Source organism: Pedobacter sp. Leaf41, assembly GCF_001422545.1.
GTDB lineage: Bacteria > Bacteroidota > Bacteroidia > Sphingobacteriales > Sphingobacteriaceae > Pedobacter.
This window is the reverse complement of the sequence record NZ_LMLE01000007.1, coordinates 356,401-374,868: the sequence shown is the minus strand read 5'-3', so window position 1 is coordinate 374,868 and position 18,468 is coordinate 356,401. Positions and strand designations below refer to the sequence as shown.

General features: G+C 35.4%; 15 protein-coding genes. 11 read left to right on the top strand and 4 right to left on the bottom strand.

Annotated features, from left to right (window positions below):
- Nucleotides 1-3: 3 nt before the first annotated feature.
- A complete protein-coding gene (locus tag ASE92_RS12035) occupies nt 4-288 on the bottom strand; it encodes a hypothetical protein (protein ID WP_056850342.1) in 285 nt (94 codons plus the stop codon).
- Between the two features lie 227 nt (nt 289-515).
- Between ASE92_RS12035 and ASE92_RS12030 the strand changes: the two genes are divergently transcribed.
- The 6 genes from ASE92_RS12030 (at nt 516) to ASE92_RS12005 (ending at nt 12,412) form a co-directional block, all read left to right on the top strand.
- Nucleotides 516-1,844 carry a putative sensor domain DACNV-containing protein gene (locus tag ASE92_RS12030; RefSeq protein WP_056850341.1) on the top strand — a complete coding sequence of 443 codons (1,329 nt, stop codon included), beginning with the start codon at nt 516-518 and terminating at the stop codon, nt 1,842-1,844.
- A 195-nt stretch (nt 1,845-2,039) separates the two neighbouring features.
- Entirely contained in the window at nt 2,040-3,257 is a 1,218-nt protein-coding gene (locus tag ASE92_RS12025) for a Pycsar system effector family protein (RefSeq protein WP_056850340.1), read from the top strand.
- The gene (ppk1, locus tag ASE92_RS12020; RefSeq protein WP_235527353.1) at nt 3,257-5,299 is read left to right on the top strand and encodes a polyphosphate kinase 1; all 2,043 of its coding nucleotides are present in this window, start codon (nt 3,257-3,259) and stop codon (nt 5,297-5,299) included. The genes ASE92_RS12025 and ppk1 overlap by 1 nt, the downstream gene beginning before the upstream one ends.
- 10 nt (nt 5,300-5,309) lie before the next feature.
- Nucleotides 5,310-6,212, top strand: a complete 903-nt coding sequence (locus tag ASE92_RS12015) for an SdiA-regulated domain-containing protein (RefSeq protein ID WP_082455046.1) — start codon at nt 5,310-5,312, stop codon at nt 6,210-6,212.
- Between the two features lie 39 nt (nt 6,213-6,251).
- Nucleotides 6,252-9,857 (top strand): BamA/TamA family outer membrane protein, encoded by a 3,606-nt coding sequence (locus tag ASE92_RS12010; protein WP_082455045.1) that lies wholly within the window; start codon nt 6,252-6,254, stop codon nt 9,855-9,857.
- A gap of 140 nt (nt 9,858-9,997) precedes the next feature.
- Nucleotides 9,998-12,412, top strand: coding sequence for a GAF domain-containing protein (locus tag ASE92_RS12005; RefSeq protein WP_056850338.1), 2,415 nt, complete (start codon nt 9,998-10,000; stop codon nt 12,410-12,412).
- Between the two features lie 159 nt (nt 12,413-12,571).
- On the opposite strand, the gene ASE92_RS12000 is transcribed toward ASE92_RS12005, so the two are convergent.
- Nucleotides 12,572-13,174 (bottom strand): GIN domain-containing protein, encoded by a 603-nt coding sequence (locus ASE92_RS12000; protein WP_056850337.1) that lies wholly within the window; start codon nt 13,172-13,174, stop codon nt 12,572-12,574.
- A gap of 315 nt (nt 13,175-13,489) precedes the next feature.
- On the opposite strand from ASE92_RS12000, the gene ASE92_RS11995 reads away from it, so the two are divergent.
- On the top strand, nt 13,490-13,846 hold the full coding sequence (locus ASE92_RS11995; protein ID WP_056850336.1) for a two-component system response regulator: 357 nt from the start codon (nt 13,490-13,492) through the stop codon (nt 13,844-13,846).
- Nucleotides 13,847-13,918: 72 nt separating this feature from the next.
- Nucleotides 13,919-14,284, top strand: coding sequence for a hypothetical protein (locus tag ASE92_RS11990; RefSeq protein WP_157255725.1), 366 nt, complete (start codon nt 13,919-13,921; stop codon nt 14,282-14,284).
- Between the two features lie 28 nt (nt 14,285-14,312).
- Here ASE92_RS11990 and ASE92_RS11985 read toward each other — a convergent pair whose 3' ends face one another.
- Nucleotides 14,313-15,617: an AarF/ABC1/UbiB kinase family protein gene (locus tag ASE92_RS11985; RefSeq protein WP_056850334.1), complete on the bottom strand. Its 1,305-nt coding sequence runs from the start codon at nt 15,615-15,617 to the stop codon at nt 14,313-14,315.
- 5 nt (nt 15,618-15,622) lie between these two features.
- On the bottom strand, nt 15,623-16,276 hold the full coding sequence (locus tag ASE92_RS11980; RefSeq protein ID WP_056850333.1) for a TetR/AcrR family transcriptional regulator: 654 nt from the start codon (nt 16,274-16,276) through the stop codon (nt 15,623-15,625).
- A 214-nt stretch (nt 16,277-16,490) separates the two neighbouring features.
- On the opposite strand from ASE92_RS11980, the gene ASE92_RS11975 reads away from it, so the two are divergent.
- The 3 genes from ASE92_RS11975 (at nt 16,491) to ASE92_RS11970 (ending at nt 17,827) form a co-directional block, all read left to right on the top strand.
- On the top strand, nt 16,491-17,345 hold the full coding sequence (locus tag ASE92_RS11975) for an HD domain-containing protein (RefSeq protein ID WP_056850332.1): 855 nt from the start codon (nt 16,491-16,493) through the stop codon (nt 17,343-17,345).
- Between the two features lie 60 nt (nt 17,346-17,405).
- Nucleotides 17,406-17,546, top strand: coding sequence for a twin-arginine translocase TatA/TatE family subunit (gene tatA, locus ASE92_RS20945; RefSeq protein ID WP_082455044.1), 141 nt, complete (start codon nt 17,406-17,408; stop codon nt 17,544-17,546).
- A gap of 89 nt (nt 17,547-17,635) precedes the next feature.
- A complete protein-coding gene (locus ASE92_RS11970; protein WP_056850331.1) occupies nt 17,636-17,827 on the top strand; it encodes a hypothetical protein in 192 nt (63 codons plus the stop codon).
- Nucleotides 17,828-18,468: the final 641 nt, after the last annotated feature.

The window sequence follows — 18,468 nt, the reverse complement described above, 5'->3', positions numbered from 1 at the left end:
TATTTACTCAGCGGCTGAAACGGATTCACTCAAAGCGCCAACATATTCGAATGTGGCAAAAGCATTTCCGTGTTTTGTACGTACAATTCCTCTAAAGCTTGATGGGTAATCTCCAACAGATTCCCAAACCAGTTTTGCCGCATTGGCATAAACAACCAAATCGGTATTATCTTTTACAATAATGGTCATCGTGTTGTCTCCTTCAACTCCGCCCCGAAAACTATCTATAAATTGGGTTCTGTAATAATCGTTGGGAATTAATAATCCCTCGTCACTTATTTTCGTCATAAAATTTTTAAATGTATTAAGCGCAACCGAACTGAATTGGCCTAGTAACTTAACATGATCTTTTTAAATAAGTTTGGAAAATTGAATCATTGAAATGAAAAATCATTATTTAATTCCTCTTGTTGGATCATCATGATATTCGACAAGGCGTTAAGCTATCCTACAACTTTAATGTTTGTAAACAAACTTTAGAGGTCTCATTTTGTTTAGTTGGTAAATCATTCACTTTGGAAAATTCTCGCCCAATTGATCTTGCTTTATTAGTTCAGCACAAACTTCGTCTCACCAGAAGTAAACAATTGCTTCCAGAATTAGCCGTGTTAGAAACTTTGTTCGATTGTCTCTTTTACTCTAGTATGTGTAAAGAGGAAAGTGATTTGACCCGGGTTACAGTTACGTTAATCAATCCCGATAATCCCGATCCTGCTCCGCCAGCAAACTTAGTTCCAGAGCGCTGGAGTTGTATTGCTTTTGATCGAAAAATCCCCATGACGACCAAATCATTGGCCAAACTATCGAAAGCAGCCGACCCTTCGAGCACTTCTTTGGCAGTATATTTTGACGATAAAGGGCGCCTTTATGTTTGGGGAATGATTGATCAGGCCATGCACTATCAAAATTTTCTCAACTACGAATCTGATATGTATTCTGAACAACCAGGGTTATTTCAGGTTGCTGTGAGCGATATTGGAACACTACATGTGTTTTTTGATTATGAACTTTTAGCTACACTTAAACAAAATGTTTTGGTTAAAAGGTACCTGGACGTACTTACCATCGGACCTATATCTAAAATGATTAAGAAAAATGCTGACTTTTTGAAAGTTGCATTAAGAACTTATATCGATCAGGTTCATCCAACGGAACAATATACGGAGTGGGAAGAGTTTTTGGATGGTTTATGGATTCAAACCTTTTCACGACTGTTGTTGAAAATTCAAAACTATCAGCACGGTGGCGCAATTTTAATCGCTCCAGACACAATCGATTTAGATGTTAAATATAAAATCCATTACGATCGGCTCGCACAGGCCTTGATTGCACATGCAAAGGCATCCATAGACCAGTATGTAGTTGAAAATAGAATTTACAGTGATTTTAAAAAAGGACGAAGATCGGTTGCTCGCAATACCTATCAAAAAGAAACAGAGCTCTTCTTCCATAAAAAAGGCACAGCCGATGAAATTAAGGGTGCTATTAGTTTTATAGCATCGCAAAGTTGCGTAGATGGAGTGATATTATTTAATGAAAGCATGGTTGCAAATGGTTTTGGAGCGGTTTTAAGATCGAAGAAAATGCCCCGAAAAATCTTTGTTTCCAATACTTCTACAGCGACTCCGAAATCGCTTGTACCGCATGATCCTAAACATTATGGAACCAGACATAGGTCTATGATTTCCTACTGTTGGAATCATCCTTCGGCGCTTGGTTTTGTAATTTCGCAAGATGGAGAAATTAGAGCCTTTTCTAAAATTGAAGATAAATTAATTATGTGGGAGAATATAAAAACACAGCAGTATAAAACAAGCCGCTCGGGCAGGCGAAACCAACAGTAGATATTTTAAATCGTTCACAATCAATAATAGCATTGTAAAATATAGAGCTGATTACAAGTCTAAATCTTCCTGCATCACTTTTGTAAAATTTAGCGTAATTTTATATTTAATATTGGCAAACAATTTTAGCCTTAAAGTATTTAAAGAAAATGCATTTCTCCCGAACAAATAAATTAGTACAATTAGAATCTATTCATGAGCTATAAACAATTGCAGGAAAACGTAGAAAAGTACGTAAGCGATTATTTTCGCAACCACAGCGATCCGCGATTGGTTTATCATAATTTTGAGCATACTGAAGAGGTTGTAAAGGCCGCTCAGCAAATCGCAAACCACTACCAGCTTAGTGATCAGGATTTTTTTACGGTCACTGTCGCTGCCTACTTCCACGATACAGGTTATTATGATGATGCTTTAAATCATGAAGTTAAAGGAGCCGAGCTTGCAGATAAATTTTTGGTTGAGCAAAATGTGGAAACTGAAATTAGGGGCCAGGTAAAAAGTGCTATTATGGCTACAAAAATACCTCAATCTCCTAAAAATCAAATCGATAAAATTGTTTGTGATGCAGATTTGTTTCACCTTGGATTACCTGATTTTCGAAAGAAAGGAAAGCTAATGCACAAGGAGGCCGAGCTCATCCATAAAAAAGACATTAGTAAGTTGGAATGGCGAAAAAAAGATATTCAGTTTATGGAATCTCACCGCTATCAAACTGATTATGCCATTCTTTTACTTAACGACCAAAAGCAAGCCAATATTAGCAAGCTGAAAAGCAAGTTAACGCCTCAGGAGGTCATTAATACCGAATTGCAAGAGCCGAAAAACTTTGCGCCCGCAATAGATTTGTCAAAGGTTAAAAAGAAAGGTAAAGATGATCGTCCAGACAAAGGTATTGAAACGATGTTTAGGATTACGGCAACGAATAACCAGCGTTTAAGTGATATGGCTGATAATAAAGCCCACATCCTGATTACTGTAAATTCTATTATGCTTTCCTTAATTGTGAGTTTATTGCTAAGAAGGTTAGAAGATCATGGAAACTTAATTATTCCAACGTTTATTCTGCTTATTGTTAGTTTAACCTGTGTTGTGGTTTCTATTTTATCAACCAGGCCGTCCATCCCTAAAGGAGAATTTACGCAGCAAGATATGGATGATAAAAAGGTTAATTTGCTGTTCTTTGGTAATTTTTACAAAATGAGTTTGCCTAGTTATACCGAGGGTATGATAAAAGTAATGAACGACAAAGATTTTCTTTATGGAACTTTGATAACAGATGTTTATTCGCAAGGGGTAGTATTGGGGAGGAAGTATAAACTGATTCGTTTAGCCTATAATATTTTCATGTGGGGGTTAATTGCTGCGGTTTTTGCATTTGTAATTGCTTATGCGGCTTACGGTAAACTTTAATGGCTGCAATGATCGAAACCTCTTTTTTTAACCGCGATTTAAGCTGGCTGAAATTTAATGAACGTGTGCTAATGGAAGCCGAACGCGAATCGGTTCCATTGCTGGAAAGAATTAAATTTTTATCAATTTTTTCATCTAATCTTGATGAGTTTTATCGGGTACGCATGCCGGTACTTTTAGCTTTGGAAAAATTGAGCAGCAGAAAGGATAACGATATCCATATCGATGAAAATCTGCTAAAAAGAGCCAATCAATTAATTTCTGATCAGCAACAGCGCTTCGGGAAAATATTAAAAGGCAGTATCATTCCAGCCCTTAAATCAAATAAAATAAATCTGGTTTATGGGGAGATTTATCCAGAAGAAATTCAAAAACCAATCACCCAATATTTTTTAAGTCAGGTTTTAGCTTTTTTGCAGCCAGTTTTTATCGATGAGAAAACCAAATTCTTTCCAGCTAATAATGAGCTGTACTTCTTAATTACACTAAAAAAAGATTCAGATACTAAGGCTGTTATTTTAAATATTCCCTCAAATGAGTTGCCTCGTTTCTATAAAGTAGAATCGGCGAGTGAAACCTTTGTTGTTTTTTTGGATGATATTATTCGTTTTCATTTAAATCGCATTTTTCCGCACGATGAAATTACGGGATGTTTTAGTTTTAAAATAACGAGAGACGCGGAGATTGACCTCAAGGATGAATACTCCGGAAGTTTGTCGGAGCAGTTAGAGAAGCAATTGCAAAAACGCGATTTAGGTTTAGCTACCCGTTTTCTCCACCAGCCTGGAATTCCAATTAATGTATTGGTTTTAGTTAAGAAAATCTTCAATCTAAAAAAAGCCAACAATATAGAGGGAGGTCAATACCACAACCTGAAAGATCTGATGTCTTTTCCTGTAAAATCGGATAAGCTTTCCAATGGTTCCTGGCCGAAAATATGCAATACCGATCTTATTGATGGTTCTTTAACCGAGGCTATTTACAAAAGCGACATCATTGTACACACCCCTTACCAGAGTTACGATAGTGTTTTACGTTTCTTTAATGAAGCAGCCATTGACGAAACTGTACAGGAGATTTATGTTACGCTCTATCGCGTAGCAAGCGACTCGAAAATTGTAAATGCCTTAATCAGCGCTGCAAAAAACGGAAAAAAAGTAACTGTTTTAGTAGAGCTTAAAGCCCGTTTCGATGAAGCAAACAATATTAAATGGGCAAAAAAAATGAAAGCGGTTGGGGTAGATATCATCTACAGTGTTACCGCTTTAAAAGTACATGCAAAAGTTGCCTTGGTTAAGCGCAAAGTTGAGGGTAGAATGCGGTACGTAGGCTTATTTGCTACTGGCAATTTTAATGAAACTACCGCTGGTTTTTATACAGATCATATTTTGATGACGGCCAATAAGGAGATGTTACGCGAAGTAGAACTGCTTTTTATTTTTCTGGCCAAACGGGTTAAACCAAGCGCAAATAATTTTATCGAATTTGATGAGTTATTGGTAGCGCAGTTTAATTTGCAACAAACATTTATCTCACTTATTGAGCGTGAAATTCAGCATGCGCAACAAGGGAAAGCTGCCGCGATTACCATAAAAATGAATAACCTCGAAGAAAAGGTTTTAATTAACAAATTATATGAGGCGTCTGTCGCAGGTGTGCAAATTGAAATGATTATTCGCGGCATTTGCAGGCTGATTCCTGGCGTAGCGGGCATGAGTGAAAATATTAAAGTTATCCGAATCGTCGACCGTTATCTGGAACATGGTCGGGTTTTTGTTTTTCATAATCTCGGCTCAGAAGATGTTTATATGGGCTCAGCCGATTGGATGAACCGGAACATTTACCGTAGGATAGAGGTTTGCTTTCCTATCAATGATCAAAACATAAAGCAAGAATTATTAGATATTATCAACCTTCAAAAACAGGATAATGTGCAAGCTGTTTTTATAGATGAAAACATGGATAACGTATTAGTCAAAAACGATCAATTTCAGGTTTCATCGCAACATGCTATTTATCAATATTTAAAAAATAAAAATTAATTTTCTTCCAATGAATAAAATAAGATCTAAGACAGCAATGTCTATTGCGTTAATGGCCATCGCTTTTATTGGTGTTTCTTGTGTAAACGAAAAACGCGACGACAATTCGAAAACGACTGAAACTTCTCAAAATAGCGAGGCAAAATCCAACCTGCCTTATGATTTAGAAAACCCCGTTAAATACAATATGCCACAAAATCTTTTTGAAATTTCTGGTATTGTTTTTCACAAAGGCGACCCAAGTAAGGTTTTTGCTATTCAGGATGAAGATGGAGATTTGTTCTATCTGGGCTTGAGTGATAAGGAATCAAAGTTTACCAAATTTGGAGGAAAAGGCGATTATGAAGACGTAGCGATTGTAAAGGATAATGTGATTGTTTTAAAAAGTAATGGCGAACTGCATACTTTTCCCATTTCAGAAATTAATAAGCCTGAAGCAGCAAACGTGGAGAAAACGAAAGACTTGGTTCCAAAAGCAGAATATGAAGGCTTAGCAGCCGATGAAAGTACAGGAATGGTATATGTTTTAACTAAAGAGGTTAAAAAAGAAAAGAAAGACGCAACTGATATTTTTGCTTTTAAATTCGAGGGAGGGAAATTTACCCCTGCCGGAACTTTCTCCTTACCATATAAAGAAATAGCTGATTTGGCAGGTGAATCAAAACTCAAATTCCGTCCTTCGGCTTTGGCTAAAAATACTTCAACAGGCGAATGGTATGTTCTTTCTTCAGTTAACAAGTTATTGGTAATTACCGATGCTGACTTTAAAGTGAAGGCAACCTATCCATTAAAGGGTACTTCATTCAATCAGCCAGAAGGAATCGCTTTTGATCGGGATAATAATCTTTATATCTCAAACGAAGGTGGTGACTTATCTGCCGGAAATATTTTAATGTTTAAGCTGAAAAAGTAAGCAGTTTAAATTATCCTATCTTTATACAAACGCCTGGCTATGATTAAAAGATTTACCCTTTTAGCAATCTTATTTTTAACCAAACTTATTGCCTTTGCGCAAAGCGATGTAAAATATCGTGTTATTCTTTTCGGCGATGCCGGCGAGATGAATGCCGCTCAAATGCAGGATTTAAAAAATGCTGCAAAACAGATCATTCCTAAAAAAACTACGGTGGTTTATTTGGGCGATAATATTTATCCAACGGGTATGGGTTTGCCAGGAAGTTTGGAAGAGGAAGATACCAAGAAAATTTTGCGCTCTCAGTTTGAGCCTATGCGCTCAATGGGTGCTACGGTTTATTTTATTCCCGGTAATCACGATTGGGATAAATCTGGTCCAAAAGGCTTGGCAAAAATTAAAGCACAAGATGATTTTTTAAAGGCTCAGGGCGATCCTCTTTTAAAATTAATTCCTGATAATGGTTGTCCCGATCCGGTAGCTATTAAATTAACAGATAAATTAACCATTATTGCTTATGATAGCGAATGGTGGCTGTTTCCTTACAATAAAGCCAATGCGGCCAGTGAGTGCAATTGCAATACAAAGGATGAGGTTTTAGTGAGAATGGAGGAATTGTTGGAGCAAAATAAAGACAAAGTAATTTTGTTGGCTTCGCACCATCCATTTCAAAGTTATGGCCCTCATGGCGGCTACTTTAATCTAAGAAATCACCTGTTTCCCTTAACTTCTCTTAACAAAAACCTTTACATCCCAATGCCGGTTTTAGGATCGGTTTATCCTTTTCTAAGGTCAACGCTTTTAAGCCCTGAAGATCTAAATCATCCAGCGTATAAAGATATGATCAGATCGGTAAACGGAGTATTTGGCGATTATCCAAATGTAACTTATGTAGCTGGTCATGAACATGGTTTACAGTTAATTAAAGGAAAGCAGCTTCAGATTGTGAGTGGTTCAGGTTCAAAAACCTCTCCAAATAAACAAGGTAAAACCTCTCTTTTTCATGCGATGGAGCAAGGTTATGTCGTTGCCGATCAGTTGATGAATAACGATATGCGTTACGAGTATTATGTTTATTCTGATACCAGTGTTAAAAAAGTATATAGCTATATCAAAAAGTTCGAAACCATTCCTTCAAAGGTTCGTAACCGCGATAAACCGATTACCGCTGATAGTATTTTTGTGAAAATTAAACCTGAATACGATAGTGTTGGGCGTTTTCATCGCTATGTTTTTGGGGAAAATTACAGAAAGGAATATGCTGAGCGAACCAAAGTTCCGGTACTTCATGTTTCAAAAATGATGGGTGGCTTAAAAGCAACTCAGCGTGGAGGTGGTAATCAATCACGGTCTTTACGTTTAGAAGATAAAAACGGAAAGGAATATGTTTTACGCAGTGTAGAAAAATTTCCCGAAGTATTGCTCCCAGAAGGCTTAAGAAATACTTTTGCGAAAGACATTATTAAAGATAACATGTCTGCACAACATCCTTTTTCTGCATTGGTAGTGCCAGAATTGGCTAAAGCTGCAAACATACCGCATTCAAATCCGATAATTGGCTGGGTTTCACCAGATGATGGTTTAGGTGAGTTTGAATCTGCTTTCGCCAATACATTATGCTTGTTCGAAGAGCGTGAACCTGTTGGAGAATCAGACAGTTCGCCAAAAATGGATAAGAAATTAACTGAAGATAATGATAACAAATTAGATGGTCCGGCTTGGGTGAAAGCAAGAGCATTGGATGTTTTACTTGGCGATTGGGACAGGCATGAAGACCAATGGCGTTGGAAGGAAACAAAAACAAAAGAGGGCTCAACCTATTCTCCGGTTCCCCGCGATCGGGATCAGGTTTTCTTTCGTGGCGATGGAAAATTACAACGATTTACGCAATCCTCTTCATTATTACCTATGATGCAGGGCTACGAACGCCCGATTCAAAATATCAATTGGTTTTTATGGGAAGGAAGGGAAATTAGCAGCCGTTGGACGGCCAATATAAACGAGGAAGAATTTAACAAGATTATTAAAGATTTTTGCGCAAATTATAATGATGAAGTTTTCGAAAAAGCATTAAAAAAACTGCCAGAACCTAGTTATTCCCTTCATCACGATGCATTTTTAACTACACTGCGTGAGCGAGTAGCTAACTTGCCAAAAATGATGAATGATTATTACCATTTCTTCAATCGCATTGTCGATATCGAAATGACCGATAAACACGAACTTATTAAAGTTACAGATACCGAGCAGGATGGTTTAAGGGTTAAAATTAATAAGATATCAAAAGAAGGAAATATCAAAGATGAGCTGTTTGATCGCAAGTTCGATCCTAACGTAACAAAGGAGCTCAGGATTTACATGCACAATGGTAACGATAGTTTGCTTTTGGATAATAAAAATTCTAAGATTAAAATTCGCATCATAGGGGGTAAGGGAAATAAGTTTTATGATTTCGCCAATAGCAATAGCACTGTAAGGCTGTACGGAAGAACCGATAAAGCAACTTATCAAGGTGAATCCCAAGATAAAATCAAAAAAATAATTTCTAATGATACGGCCAATTTTAGCTACATCCCAAAAGATATGTACGTTCGGAAATCGTACAATCTTAATGCAGGTTACAACAGAGATGATGGAATTTTATTGGGCTTGGTTTACAAACAAACCAATCCTGGCTTTAGGAAACAACCTTGGGGAAACTCGCAGACTGTTTCGTTTTTGCATTCATTTTCTACCAAAGCATTCCGTTTTAATTACAAAGGGGAGTGGCTAAAGGCTTTGGGTAAAGGCGATTTGCTGGTTAATGCCAATGCTTATGCTCCGAACAATACGCAAAACTTTTTCGGTTTAGGTAATGACACCCGTTTTGATGAACATGGAGATGATATCAGGTATTATCGTGCTCGATTTAATCTTTACCAGGTTGATGCTGCCATTCGCTGGAGAAGACCGAAGTCTACTCTTTCTATTGGTCCATCTTATCAATATTATAAATTTAACAAAGAGGACAACGATGGGCGTTTTATTTTAAATCCCGGTCAGCTCCATTCAGCTGACAGTTTGACGGTTAGAAACGAAAAAATGTTTGCGGGGGCGATTGTAAATTTTGTAAATAATACACGTGATAATGATTTGCTGCCAACATTAGGAAGTTATGTAGATTTCAAATTGCTTGCGTATAAGGGTGTAAACAAGTATTCCAATTCTATTGGTCAGCTTACCGCCAGTGTATCGTTGTACAAAAACTTAGATGGAAGAAAAAATTTCATCTTGGCTGATCGTTTCGGGGGAGGAGTAACGGTAGGACAACCTGCTTTTTACCAGGCCTTATATCTTGGCGGACAAGGCAACCTTCAGGGTTATCGCCAGTTCAGATTCGCTGGAGAGCACATTTTTTATAACAACTTAGAGTTAAGAGCAAGACTTGGTGATTTAGTCAGTTATGTTTTACCGGGACAAGTTGGCTTACTTGGCTTTTATGATGTGGGTAGGGTTTGGAAACGTAATGAAATTTCAACAACATGGCACCATGGCGTTGGGGGAGGCGTTTACTTCGCTCCGGCATCACTCACGGTTGTAAGATTTGTGATGGGACATTCGTCTGATGGCTGGTATCCATACCTATCATTAAATTTTAGGTACTAAATTTGTGTAACATCCTTATAGATACTAAATCCAAGTATTACGTTTCAAAGACGATTTTGCTTTAACCAGTGCTTACCTTTGCAACGGATTAATAATTAATTAGATAACTATAAAATTTACACTATAGAAAAACTTATACAATGAATACCAACGTAATAAAAATACATAAAAATGAATGTATAGGTTGCCAGGTAGAATCTTCTCTGTCTTTCCGCCCCCTTGTGGAGTACTTAAAAGATAGATTAAAAACAGAAAAATCAGTTAAATCTGAATTTTACAGATTTTTACTCGAAAAAATTGAGAAAGATAAAGTGCTCTTAACTAGCATCAGCGCTGAAGAATTATCTAAATACAAAGATACATTAGAGTTAATTTTCACCATCCTTACCCCATTAATGGGTGATGAAGATGATTTGTTCTGGGCTTTAAGTACGCCAATACCCGATCAGATTTTCTTTAGTACTAACGCCTTTTATAAATTTTTCAAAGATCACGATCCTAAAAATAAAGTAACAAAAGATAGTGAGCCGGTTGAAAAGAAACAGCTTAAGTTTATTTATAATATCATTTTAAGCCGTTTTTATAACTTCACTTACGTACTTAAAAATGAAATTATTTACGGACATGTTAATGAAGAGTCGAAGCTTACTCAGTATTATAATATTCAAACCGATACCAAATTTGTAGATATTAAACACAAAGGCGATTTGCCTAAAATTAATTTTGAGGAATTAGGGCGCTATTTTCAGGAAGATAATGAGCTGGAATATTTGATTACGCATTTGCCACTGCAAAACTTCTGCTTCGAAGGTTTTAGTATCATCTCCATTACCGATGTTACTTTGCAAAACTCAATAGATGGTATTCGTGATGCTTTGGTAAATCACAACTATCAAACCGAGGCTTATACCCATGTTATTCAGGCTTTAAAAAGTTTAAGTGGTAATGGAGATTTAGAATTTGGGCTGATGCCTTTTCTAACTGTAAATAATAAACTGGTTTTCGATAATAAAGAGTTTTCTCAAAGTATGCTGATCAATTCGGCAAAGGCGGCAAACCTCGAGGAGGAAGTATTTTATTCATTAGTTGATAAATATAAGGAAAATCCAAAGGCGATATTTGTAAGCGCTATTAATGATGATCAAATTTCGAAAGATCCATTTTTGAGGGTATTAAAAGCAGCCGGAGTTTGTTCTTATTCTGTTTTACCCGTGTACTACAATAACCAGCTAGCTGGTGTATTAGAAGTTTATTCTAACCATGAAGTTTTAGTTGATGATAAATTGCTTTCCAGGTTACGGCCCGCAATGCCATTAATTGGCCAACTTTTTCAATATAGCATTGAAGAGTTTGATGCTAAAATGGATGAGGTATTAATGGATAAGTTTACTGCCTTGCAACCATCAGTTCAATGGAAATTTAATGAAGCGGTATGGCACTTTCTTCAAAGTCAAAATACAAATAGTAAAGTAAAGGAAATAGAAACCGTTACTTTTAAGCATATGTACCCATTATTTGGTGCAATTGATATTAGAAATTCGACAACAGAACGCAACAAGGCACTTAAAGATGATTTAAACGTACTGCTAAATCATTTAATGGATGCACTAAAGGCCATAAAAAAAACAGTTAAACTTGATCTGATTGATAAGCTTTTATTCAATTGTAAGGATTGGATTAAACAAATAGGAAGTTTTGCTTCATCGAATGAAGAAAATCGTTTAAGAGAATTCTTGGAGATGGAAGTCTATCCATTCTTATCTATTATCAAAACAAATCATCCGGAAACTGCAGAAATTGTTGATGAGTACTTTACTGTAATTGTACCCGAAACCGGAGCTGCCTATGCGAATCGCCGGCAGTTGGAAATTTCGATGCAGTTGATCAATACGGAAGTAAGTCAATACTTAGAAAAATCGCAGGCTAATTTGCAGGCATCTTATCCTTGTTATTTCGCCAAGTTTAGAACTGATGGGGTAGAATATGATATTTATATCGGACAGGAAATTGCTCCAGAAAAACCATTCGATATTTTATACCTAAAAAATATCCGATTATGGCAATTGACTTCAATGGTTGATATTGCCCGTTTATCGAAAAGCCTAATTGGCGAAATGCCGCGGCCTTTAGAAACAACACAGTTGATATTTATCCATTCAAACGCCATTGATATCAGTTTCAGAAATGACGAACGACGTTTCGATGTAGAGGGCGCTTATAATATCCGCTATGAAGTTGTTAAAAAGCGAATAGATAAGGTTTTGATTAAGGGTACTAGCGAACGTTTGACGCAACCACATAAAATTTCGATGGTTTATTTTAACCAGGAAGAAGCAAGGGAATATCTTGAATACATTAAATACATGCAGGTTCAAGGCTATTTAACCAATGATGTTGAATTACTCGATTTAGATGAATTACAAGGTGTTTCAGGATTAAAAGCGCTGCGTGTAGGTGTGAAGTATCTAGATGACAAACGCGATGCTGCCAAGAAGCTAAAGCCAAGAGAACTTAAATCAATTGAAAAAGAGATAGCTAAAATGCTCCAGAATTAGCATTATAAAATATTTGATCTCCTAATTAAGGGATCGTGTTGAAGATTGTAAAGAAATATATAGATTTTAGATTATCTTCAACATTATTTTAGCGATAAATTAAAAAGGGCTTTCTGATCACCTCAGAAAGCCCTTCGTTTTATTTGTGTGTGTGAACTATTAGTTTATTGAAGCAATTTCCTTTTCGATAGCAACTGTTTCTACCGAGCTCATGTTCGTGTTCAAAGCTGCAAATTTATCGATAGTTAGTTTTTGAGTCTTGCCCATTACCAATGTGTGGCTATCGGTAGAACCGCTTAATTTCAAATCGGCATTATCTTTAATTACCGTGTATAAACCTTCGGTGCTGGTGTTGATATCTGCATGTGCGTTCCCATTCAAGAAAATTTGTAAAAATTTGGTAGTTAATTTACCTTCAGTTTTAACAATGGCATTTTCCGATGCTTCTATCCTAAAAATATCATTAACATAAACGATTATTTTGGTTAGGCCTTTATCCGATGATGAGATTTTTAAGTTATTTCCGTCTTGAAAAACTTTTGCACTTCCAATATTGTCATCTGCATAGGTTACTCCAGCTTTTGATCTTTGAATCAAAGTAATTTCAACATTTCCTTTTACCGAAATTCTTTTAAAATCACTAACTCTCGAAACTTTTACTGGTACAACTTCGGTAGCCGAAATGCTGGAAGAAAATAGAGTTGTAGATAAAACGATTGCTGCAAATGAAGATTTGATCAGGGTTTTGATTGAGGTTTTCATAATGTTTTTTATTTAATAATTAAATGTTAATTAATTGTTATTGAATTGTTTAAGTAATTTTGTTTCTGTTTTGTAGATAAGACGCTTCCAAATCGAAAACGTTGCAAGCGTTCTGTCTGTATTATACAAGTCTCATATAATTCTCGACCAACGGGCATAAATTCAAGACGAAAACATGAAACTTTCTAGAAGTTTTTGAACCACGTTATCTAGAAACTTCAAGCATACACTGTTGTTGACACGTAAAAAAAATAATAGTATATCTTGCAGCTATTCTTTTTGCTATATTTATGGATTAATATTCCTATTTAGTTTATGAAGAAAAAGGTTGTACTTGTTCAGGATAATAAAGATATTCTTGATATAATGGACCAAGTGTTAGATGAGGAGGGTTTTGATGTTACGCCATCTTTAACCACCGAACCTATTGAGAATATAGAAGAAATTGATCCTGACTTAGTGATAGTAGATGATCATATCAAAGGAAAAGTTAAAGGATCTGAGATCATAAAGGCATTAAAATCCGATCCGGAGACGGAGGATGTTTCTGCAGTACTCACATCAACTTCTGCCGATTTGCCAAAAACCGCGGAAGAGTGTAAAGCTGACGATTACATTGAAAAGCCATTTGATATAGATCATATGGTTGACGTAGTAAAGAAAAACGCTTAACGTTAAGCTGCTATTTAACTTCTCACGCGAATTCTGATGAAAAATATTCCTTACTGTATCTTAATTTCCGTGATGATTTTGCTCCTTATTTCTTGCAAAAAAGATCAGCCAATAGGAAAATGGAAAGATAATATTAAATTATCTCAGAAAGCGGCGACATTAAACGCCAATTTAAATTCGATGACCATTAATACCGAATCAACTAGTTGGTGGCTAAATAACATCATGCTTAACAAAGTTGATGTTGATTTGTCGACAGTAAAAAAGACAGATAAAAATTTCGTTGTCAATCATACTGATTTCAGAGTGGAAAGAATAAATGGCAATACAATAGTTATTACCATGAATCGAAATATAACCGGCTTTGATAGATTGCTAACCATAGGTTTGCAAAACGGAAATTATTTCGATGGAATAGCGATTACGCAGCAAAAATAAAATCTAAATTTGGTAGGAAAGTCTGAAACTACCTATTAAGCGTTGGCTCGTAAGTATCCGTGCTAACCGTAGCCTGTAGCTCATGCAGAATTTGATAAAGCCCAAAATTTGTTCTGTTTACATAGATAAAATGCTTCACGCCTCTAGCTTGTTTAAACTCAGGCATTCGAGATATTTTTTCGCCGTAAGCATATAATTGATCAAAAAACTCAGGTTTACTAAAGTCAAATATCTTGTTGATATAGGGCTTAGCAAAAAGACTGATCATTTCTTTATAAGCTTTATAATAAAATTCGACTTTATTTTCCGTATCATCATTGTGAATCATATCAAGCTTTCTAAAAGCATCAATGGTTTTTTGTTTATCGTTGATTACATCAGTAGAAATTAATGAGAAAAATGGATAGTAGAAATCATTTGGCAATTCTTTAATACAACCAAAATCAATTACACCTAAATCTTCATTTGGCGTAATCATAAAATTTCCGGGATGTGGGTCGGCATGTACAGCTCTTAACTCATGTTGTTGAAAATTATAAAAATCCCACAAAGCCTGGCCAATTTTATTTCTTAGCTCCTGCGATGGATTAGTTCTCAAAAACTCTTTTAAATGCAAACCCTCAAGCCAATCCATTGTGATAATACGCTTACCGGAAAGTTCGGGATAGTACTTTGGAAAAACAACATGATCCAGGTTCTGGCAATCCTCTGAAAACTGAATAGATCTTCTGACTTCCAATTCATAATCGGTTTCTTCCAATAGCCTCTCTTCAACTTCTTTAATATAGATGTTAAGTTCTCTTTCTGACATGCCCAATAACCGAAATGCAAAAGGTTTAACCAGTTTTAAGTCAGATGAGATACTATCTCCAACACCAGGATATTGAATTTTTACAGCGAGTTTTTTGCCATTTAAAGTAGCTTGATGCACTTGTCCGATTGAAGCAGCATTGCTTGAGTTAAGGTTAAAGGTATCGAAAATCTGATCAGGCGTTTTACCGAAATTTTTGGTAAAAGTTCTCACAATGAGTGGCCCGGAAAGGGGAGGAGCATTATATTGCGATTGCGTAAACTTATCTACATAAGATTTAGGCATGATATTCTTATCCATACTCAGCATCTGAGCAATTTTTAATGCACTGCCCTTTAGCTCGCTTAACGATTTGTAAATATCGGTGGCATTGTCTTCATTAAGCTGTTCCCTATCCATGTCGGGATTGAACAATTTTTTCGAATAATGTTTAATGTAATTGCCCCCAATTTGAAAACCGGTTTTAACAAATTTTGCTGAACGTTCTACTTTTGTTGTCGGAATACTGTCTTGTGCCTTCATCAATTCTAAAATCCCATCTTTTCTTTAAACTTTCCGTTACGCGATAAAAACTTTCCGTAATCAATCAAATTATCTATAGGAGAATGTTGAAAGAGATCGAAAGTTACATTAATGCCTTTTTCAATGGCTTCGTCGCTTTTTTCAAAGCCATCGCTGTCATCATTGATCCAAAAATTAACTATAAATGCAAATTGAACCCAGAGCGCATCTTTATATCTTTTAGTTAAAAATTTGCGTTCCGCTAATTCCCCGCTATCGAGCCCTTCATCAATAATTTCTTGAGCAAAGTTTTCAAAAATAGGTTTCACTCCTGCCAAAACATTAGGTGTAGAAAATTTACCCTGATAATTTTTAAGGCTATAAATTACAAAGCTACGTTCGCTTTTTAAATTCTCCAGGTAGCTGTAGAAAAAGGATAGCATTTTCTCTCTGGATGTATACTGGGGCCAAACTTCCTGATCTTTGATTTTACTAATCGTTTCAAAGGTAAGATCGAACCATATAGTCTTCTCTATACTTTCAAATGAAGAGTAGAACTGATAAAATTCTGCCTCAGTAATTTTTAATTTTTTAGCAAAACTATATACCGTTTTTGGTTTCTCATTGTTGGTTAAAACAAAATCAATATATGCAGTTCTAATTTGTTGAGCGGTAGCCATATTATTCCTTTTTACAATGATAACGTTAAATATTAAACCTTGTTTTCTGATGTTAGTAATTGTTAATCATGCAATTGTAATAATAGCTTTCAAAATAATTGAAAGTTAGTTTTTAGCCTAATAAATTTAGCAATTACAATGTTAATGTGGAAATAAAAAATTTCATAAAACTAAAAATATTAGTAATATTGAGCTCGATTTAATCTCTGATAATATGATCCAGCTAAACGACTTTTTATATGGTAAAATGGAATTTCCACAAGTATTTTCTGACCTGCTAAATACTGAAGCTTTAAAACGTTTAGCTGGAATTCATCAAAGCGGCGCTATTTTTTTGGTAAATCCCGACATTTGTCATTCACGACTGGAGCATGCAATAGGGGTAACCATGCTAATCAAAAAGTTAGGAGGATCGGAATTGGAGCAAATAGCTGGTTTATTACATGATGTTTCGCATACCGCTTTTTCTCACGTTGGCGATTATGTGTTTGAGCACCTGGATGAAGATTACCACGAGAAGGTTTTTGCTGAGGTAATTTATAAATCGGAAATTCCTGATGTTCTGCTGAACTATGGTTATGATGTTAATCAAATTCTTTACGGAAAGTTTAACATTTTAGAACAACCGTTGCCATCACTTTGTGCGGATAGATTAGATTACACTTTAAGGGATGGTGTACATGGAGGGATTATATCGCGGCAAAGAGCTCGTGAGTTTCTTGGTACTATTGTAATCAATGAAGGTAAAATTGCTGTGAATGATAGTGCTCAGGTAAATTGGATAAATGACGTTTTTGAAAAATTGAACAATGAGTTTTTTAAGCTTCCGCTACACTTGTATGCTAATGGCAAAATGGCCGAGTTAATAAGAAGTTTCATTAATAAAGGTATTTTAAAAGAGAGCGATATGTTTAAAACGGATACACTGCTGCTAAATAAAATTAGAACTACCTACGCAGGTTACGAAGCAATTAAATCCATTAAGCAGCTTCGTGGGTTTGCAGAATATATTCGACATGGAGATTTGCCTAAAATAAAACCCAGAACCTTAAAAGCTTTGCTTGTTTAATTAAGTTCGAAATAGAAACAATGATATTTCTTTGCTGTATATTAGACAAAATTATATGATATGTCTGTAATAGAAATTATTTTAATAGGTGTAGTTGTAGTATTAATTTTTGGTGGCAAGAAACTGCCAGAGTTAATGCGTGGAATTGGAAAAAGCGTTAAAGAATTTAAAAGTGCAAAGGAGGAAGGTCCAAGTAAATAATTTTTATTTATCATTAATACCTTTCCAATAATTAGATCACTATTCAAACTTTAAGTTAACTTTTGTGTTTTCTTTTAAACGCAGAAAACATGGAAAATCAGAGTCAAGAAAAATCAAAGAAAAATACGAGCGAAATAATTGAGAAAGATTCTACTAAGGGTTTGAATGATTGGAACGATCGTTTAGAGGAAAATCTTGAACCTAAAGATCATAACGATACTGCCGCCGACATTAAGGCAAAGGAATACTCTGAGAAGTTTGAAGGTAAAGCGGATCAATGAATATATATAGTTTAAGTACTTTGAGTCAGTTTTCCGTAGTGGTCATCATTTAATGGAGTGTCCAAATCGTATGAGGAAAATATCATGTTGCTGAAAGACACAATTTCCTCTATTTCTTTAGTATCATATAAAGCGCCATCCAGGTTTTTAATAGTAGCTTCAAGTTGATCTTTGTCCTGTCGTCTAACTGATTTTTGATTAATCCGAAACCATCTTTTATTGCGTTATTAATATTTCTCTTAAAAAAGAAAAACTCATTTATATAGCTCAAAAATAGAGATTCGTCTTTTTTAGAAGCATCTTCTAGTCTGAAATGCGCTTTTTCTACCTCTTTATAGAGTTCCGAATCTGCCCCGTCGTTCGCTCTCGCAGGATAAATTTTTTTTTATTAAGTAATGTAGGAATTAATTAGCTTTTTCCATCTTATACAATCTTAAATTGATAAATGGGATGAATGCTGTTGTATAGGAATAATTATTTCAAACGGCTTAGAACGCGATTTGTTATTTTTAATATGTTTTTTTTACATCAACCCCTTAGATTATTACACGAAATGGTTATTTTGCCCTATTAAAAATTTATAAATCTTTATAACCTATTCTTCTTATATTGTATAAATAGTATATTGCATCTCTATAACT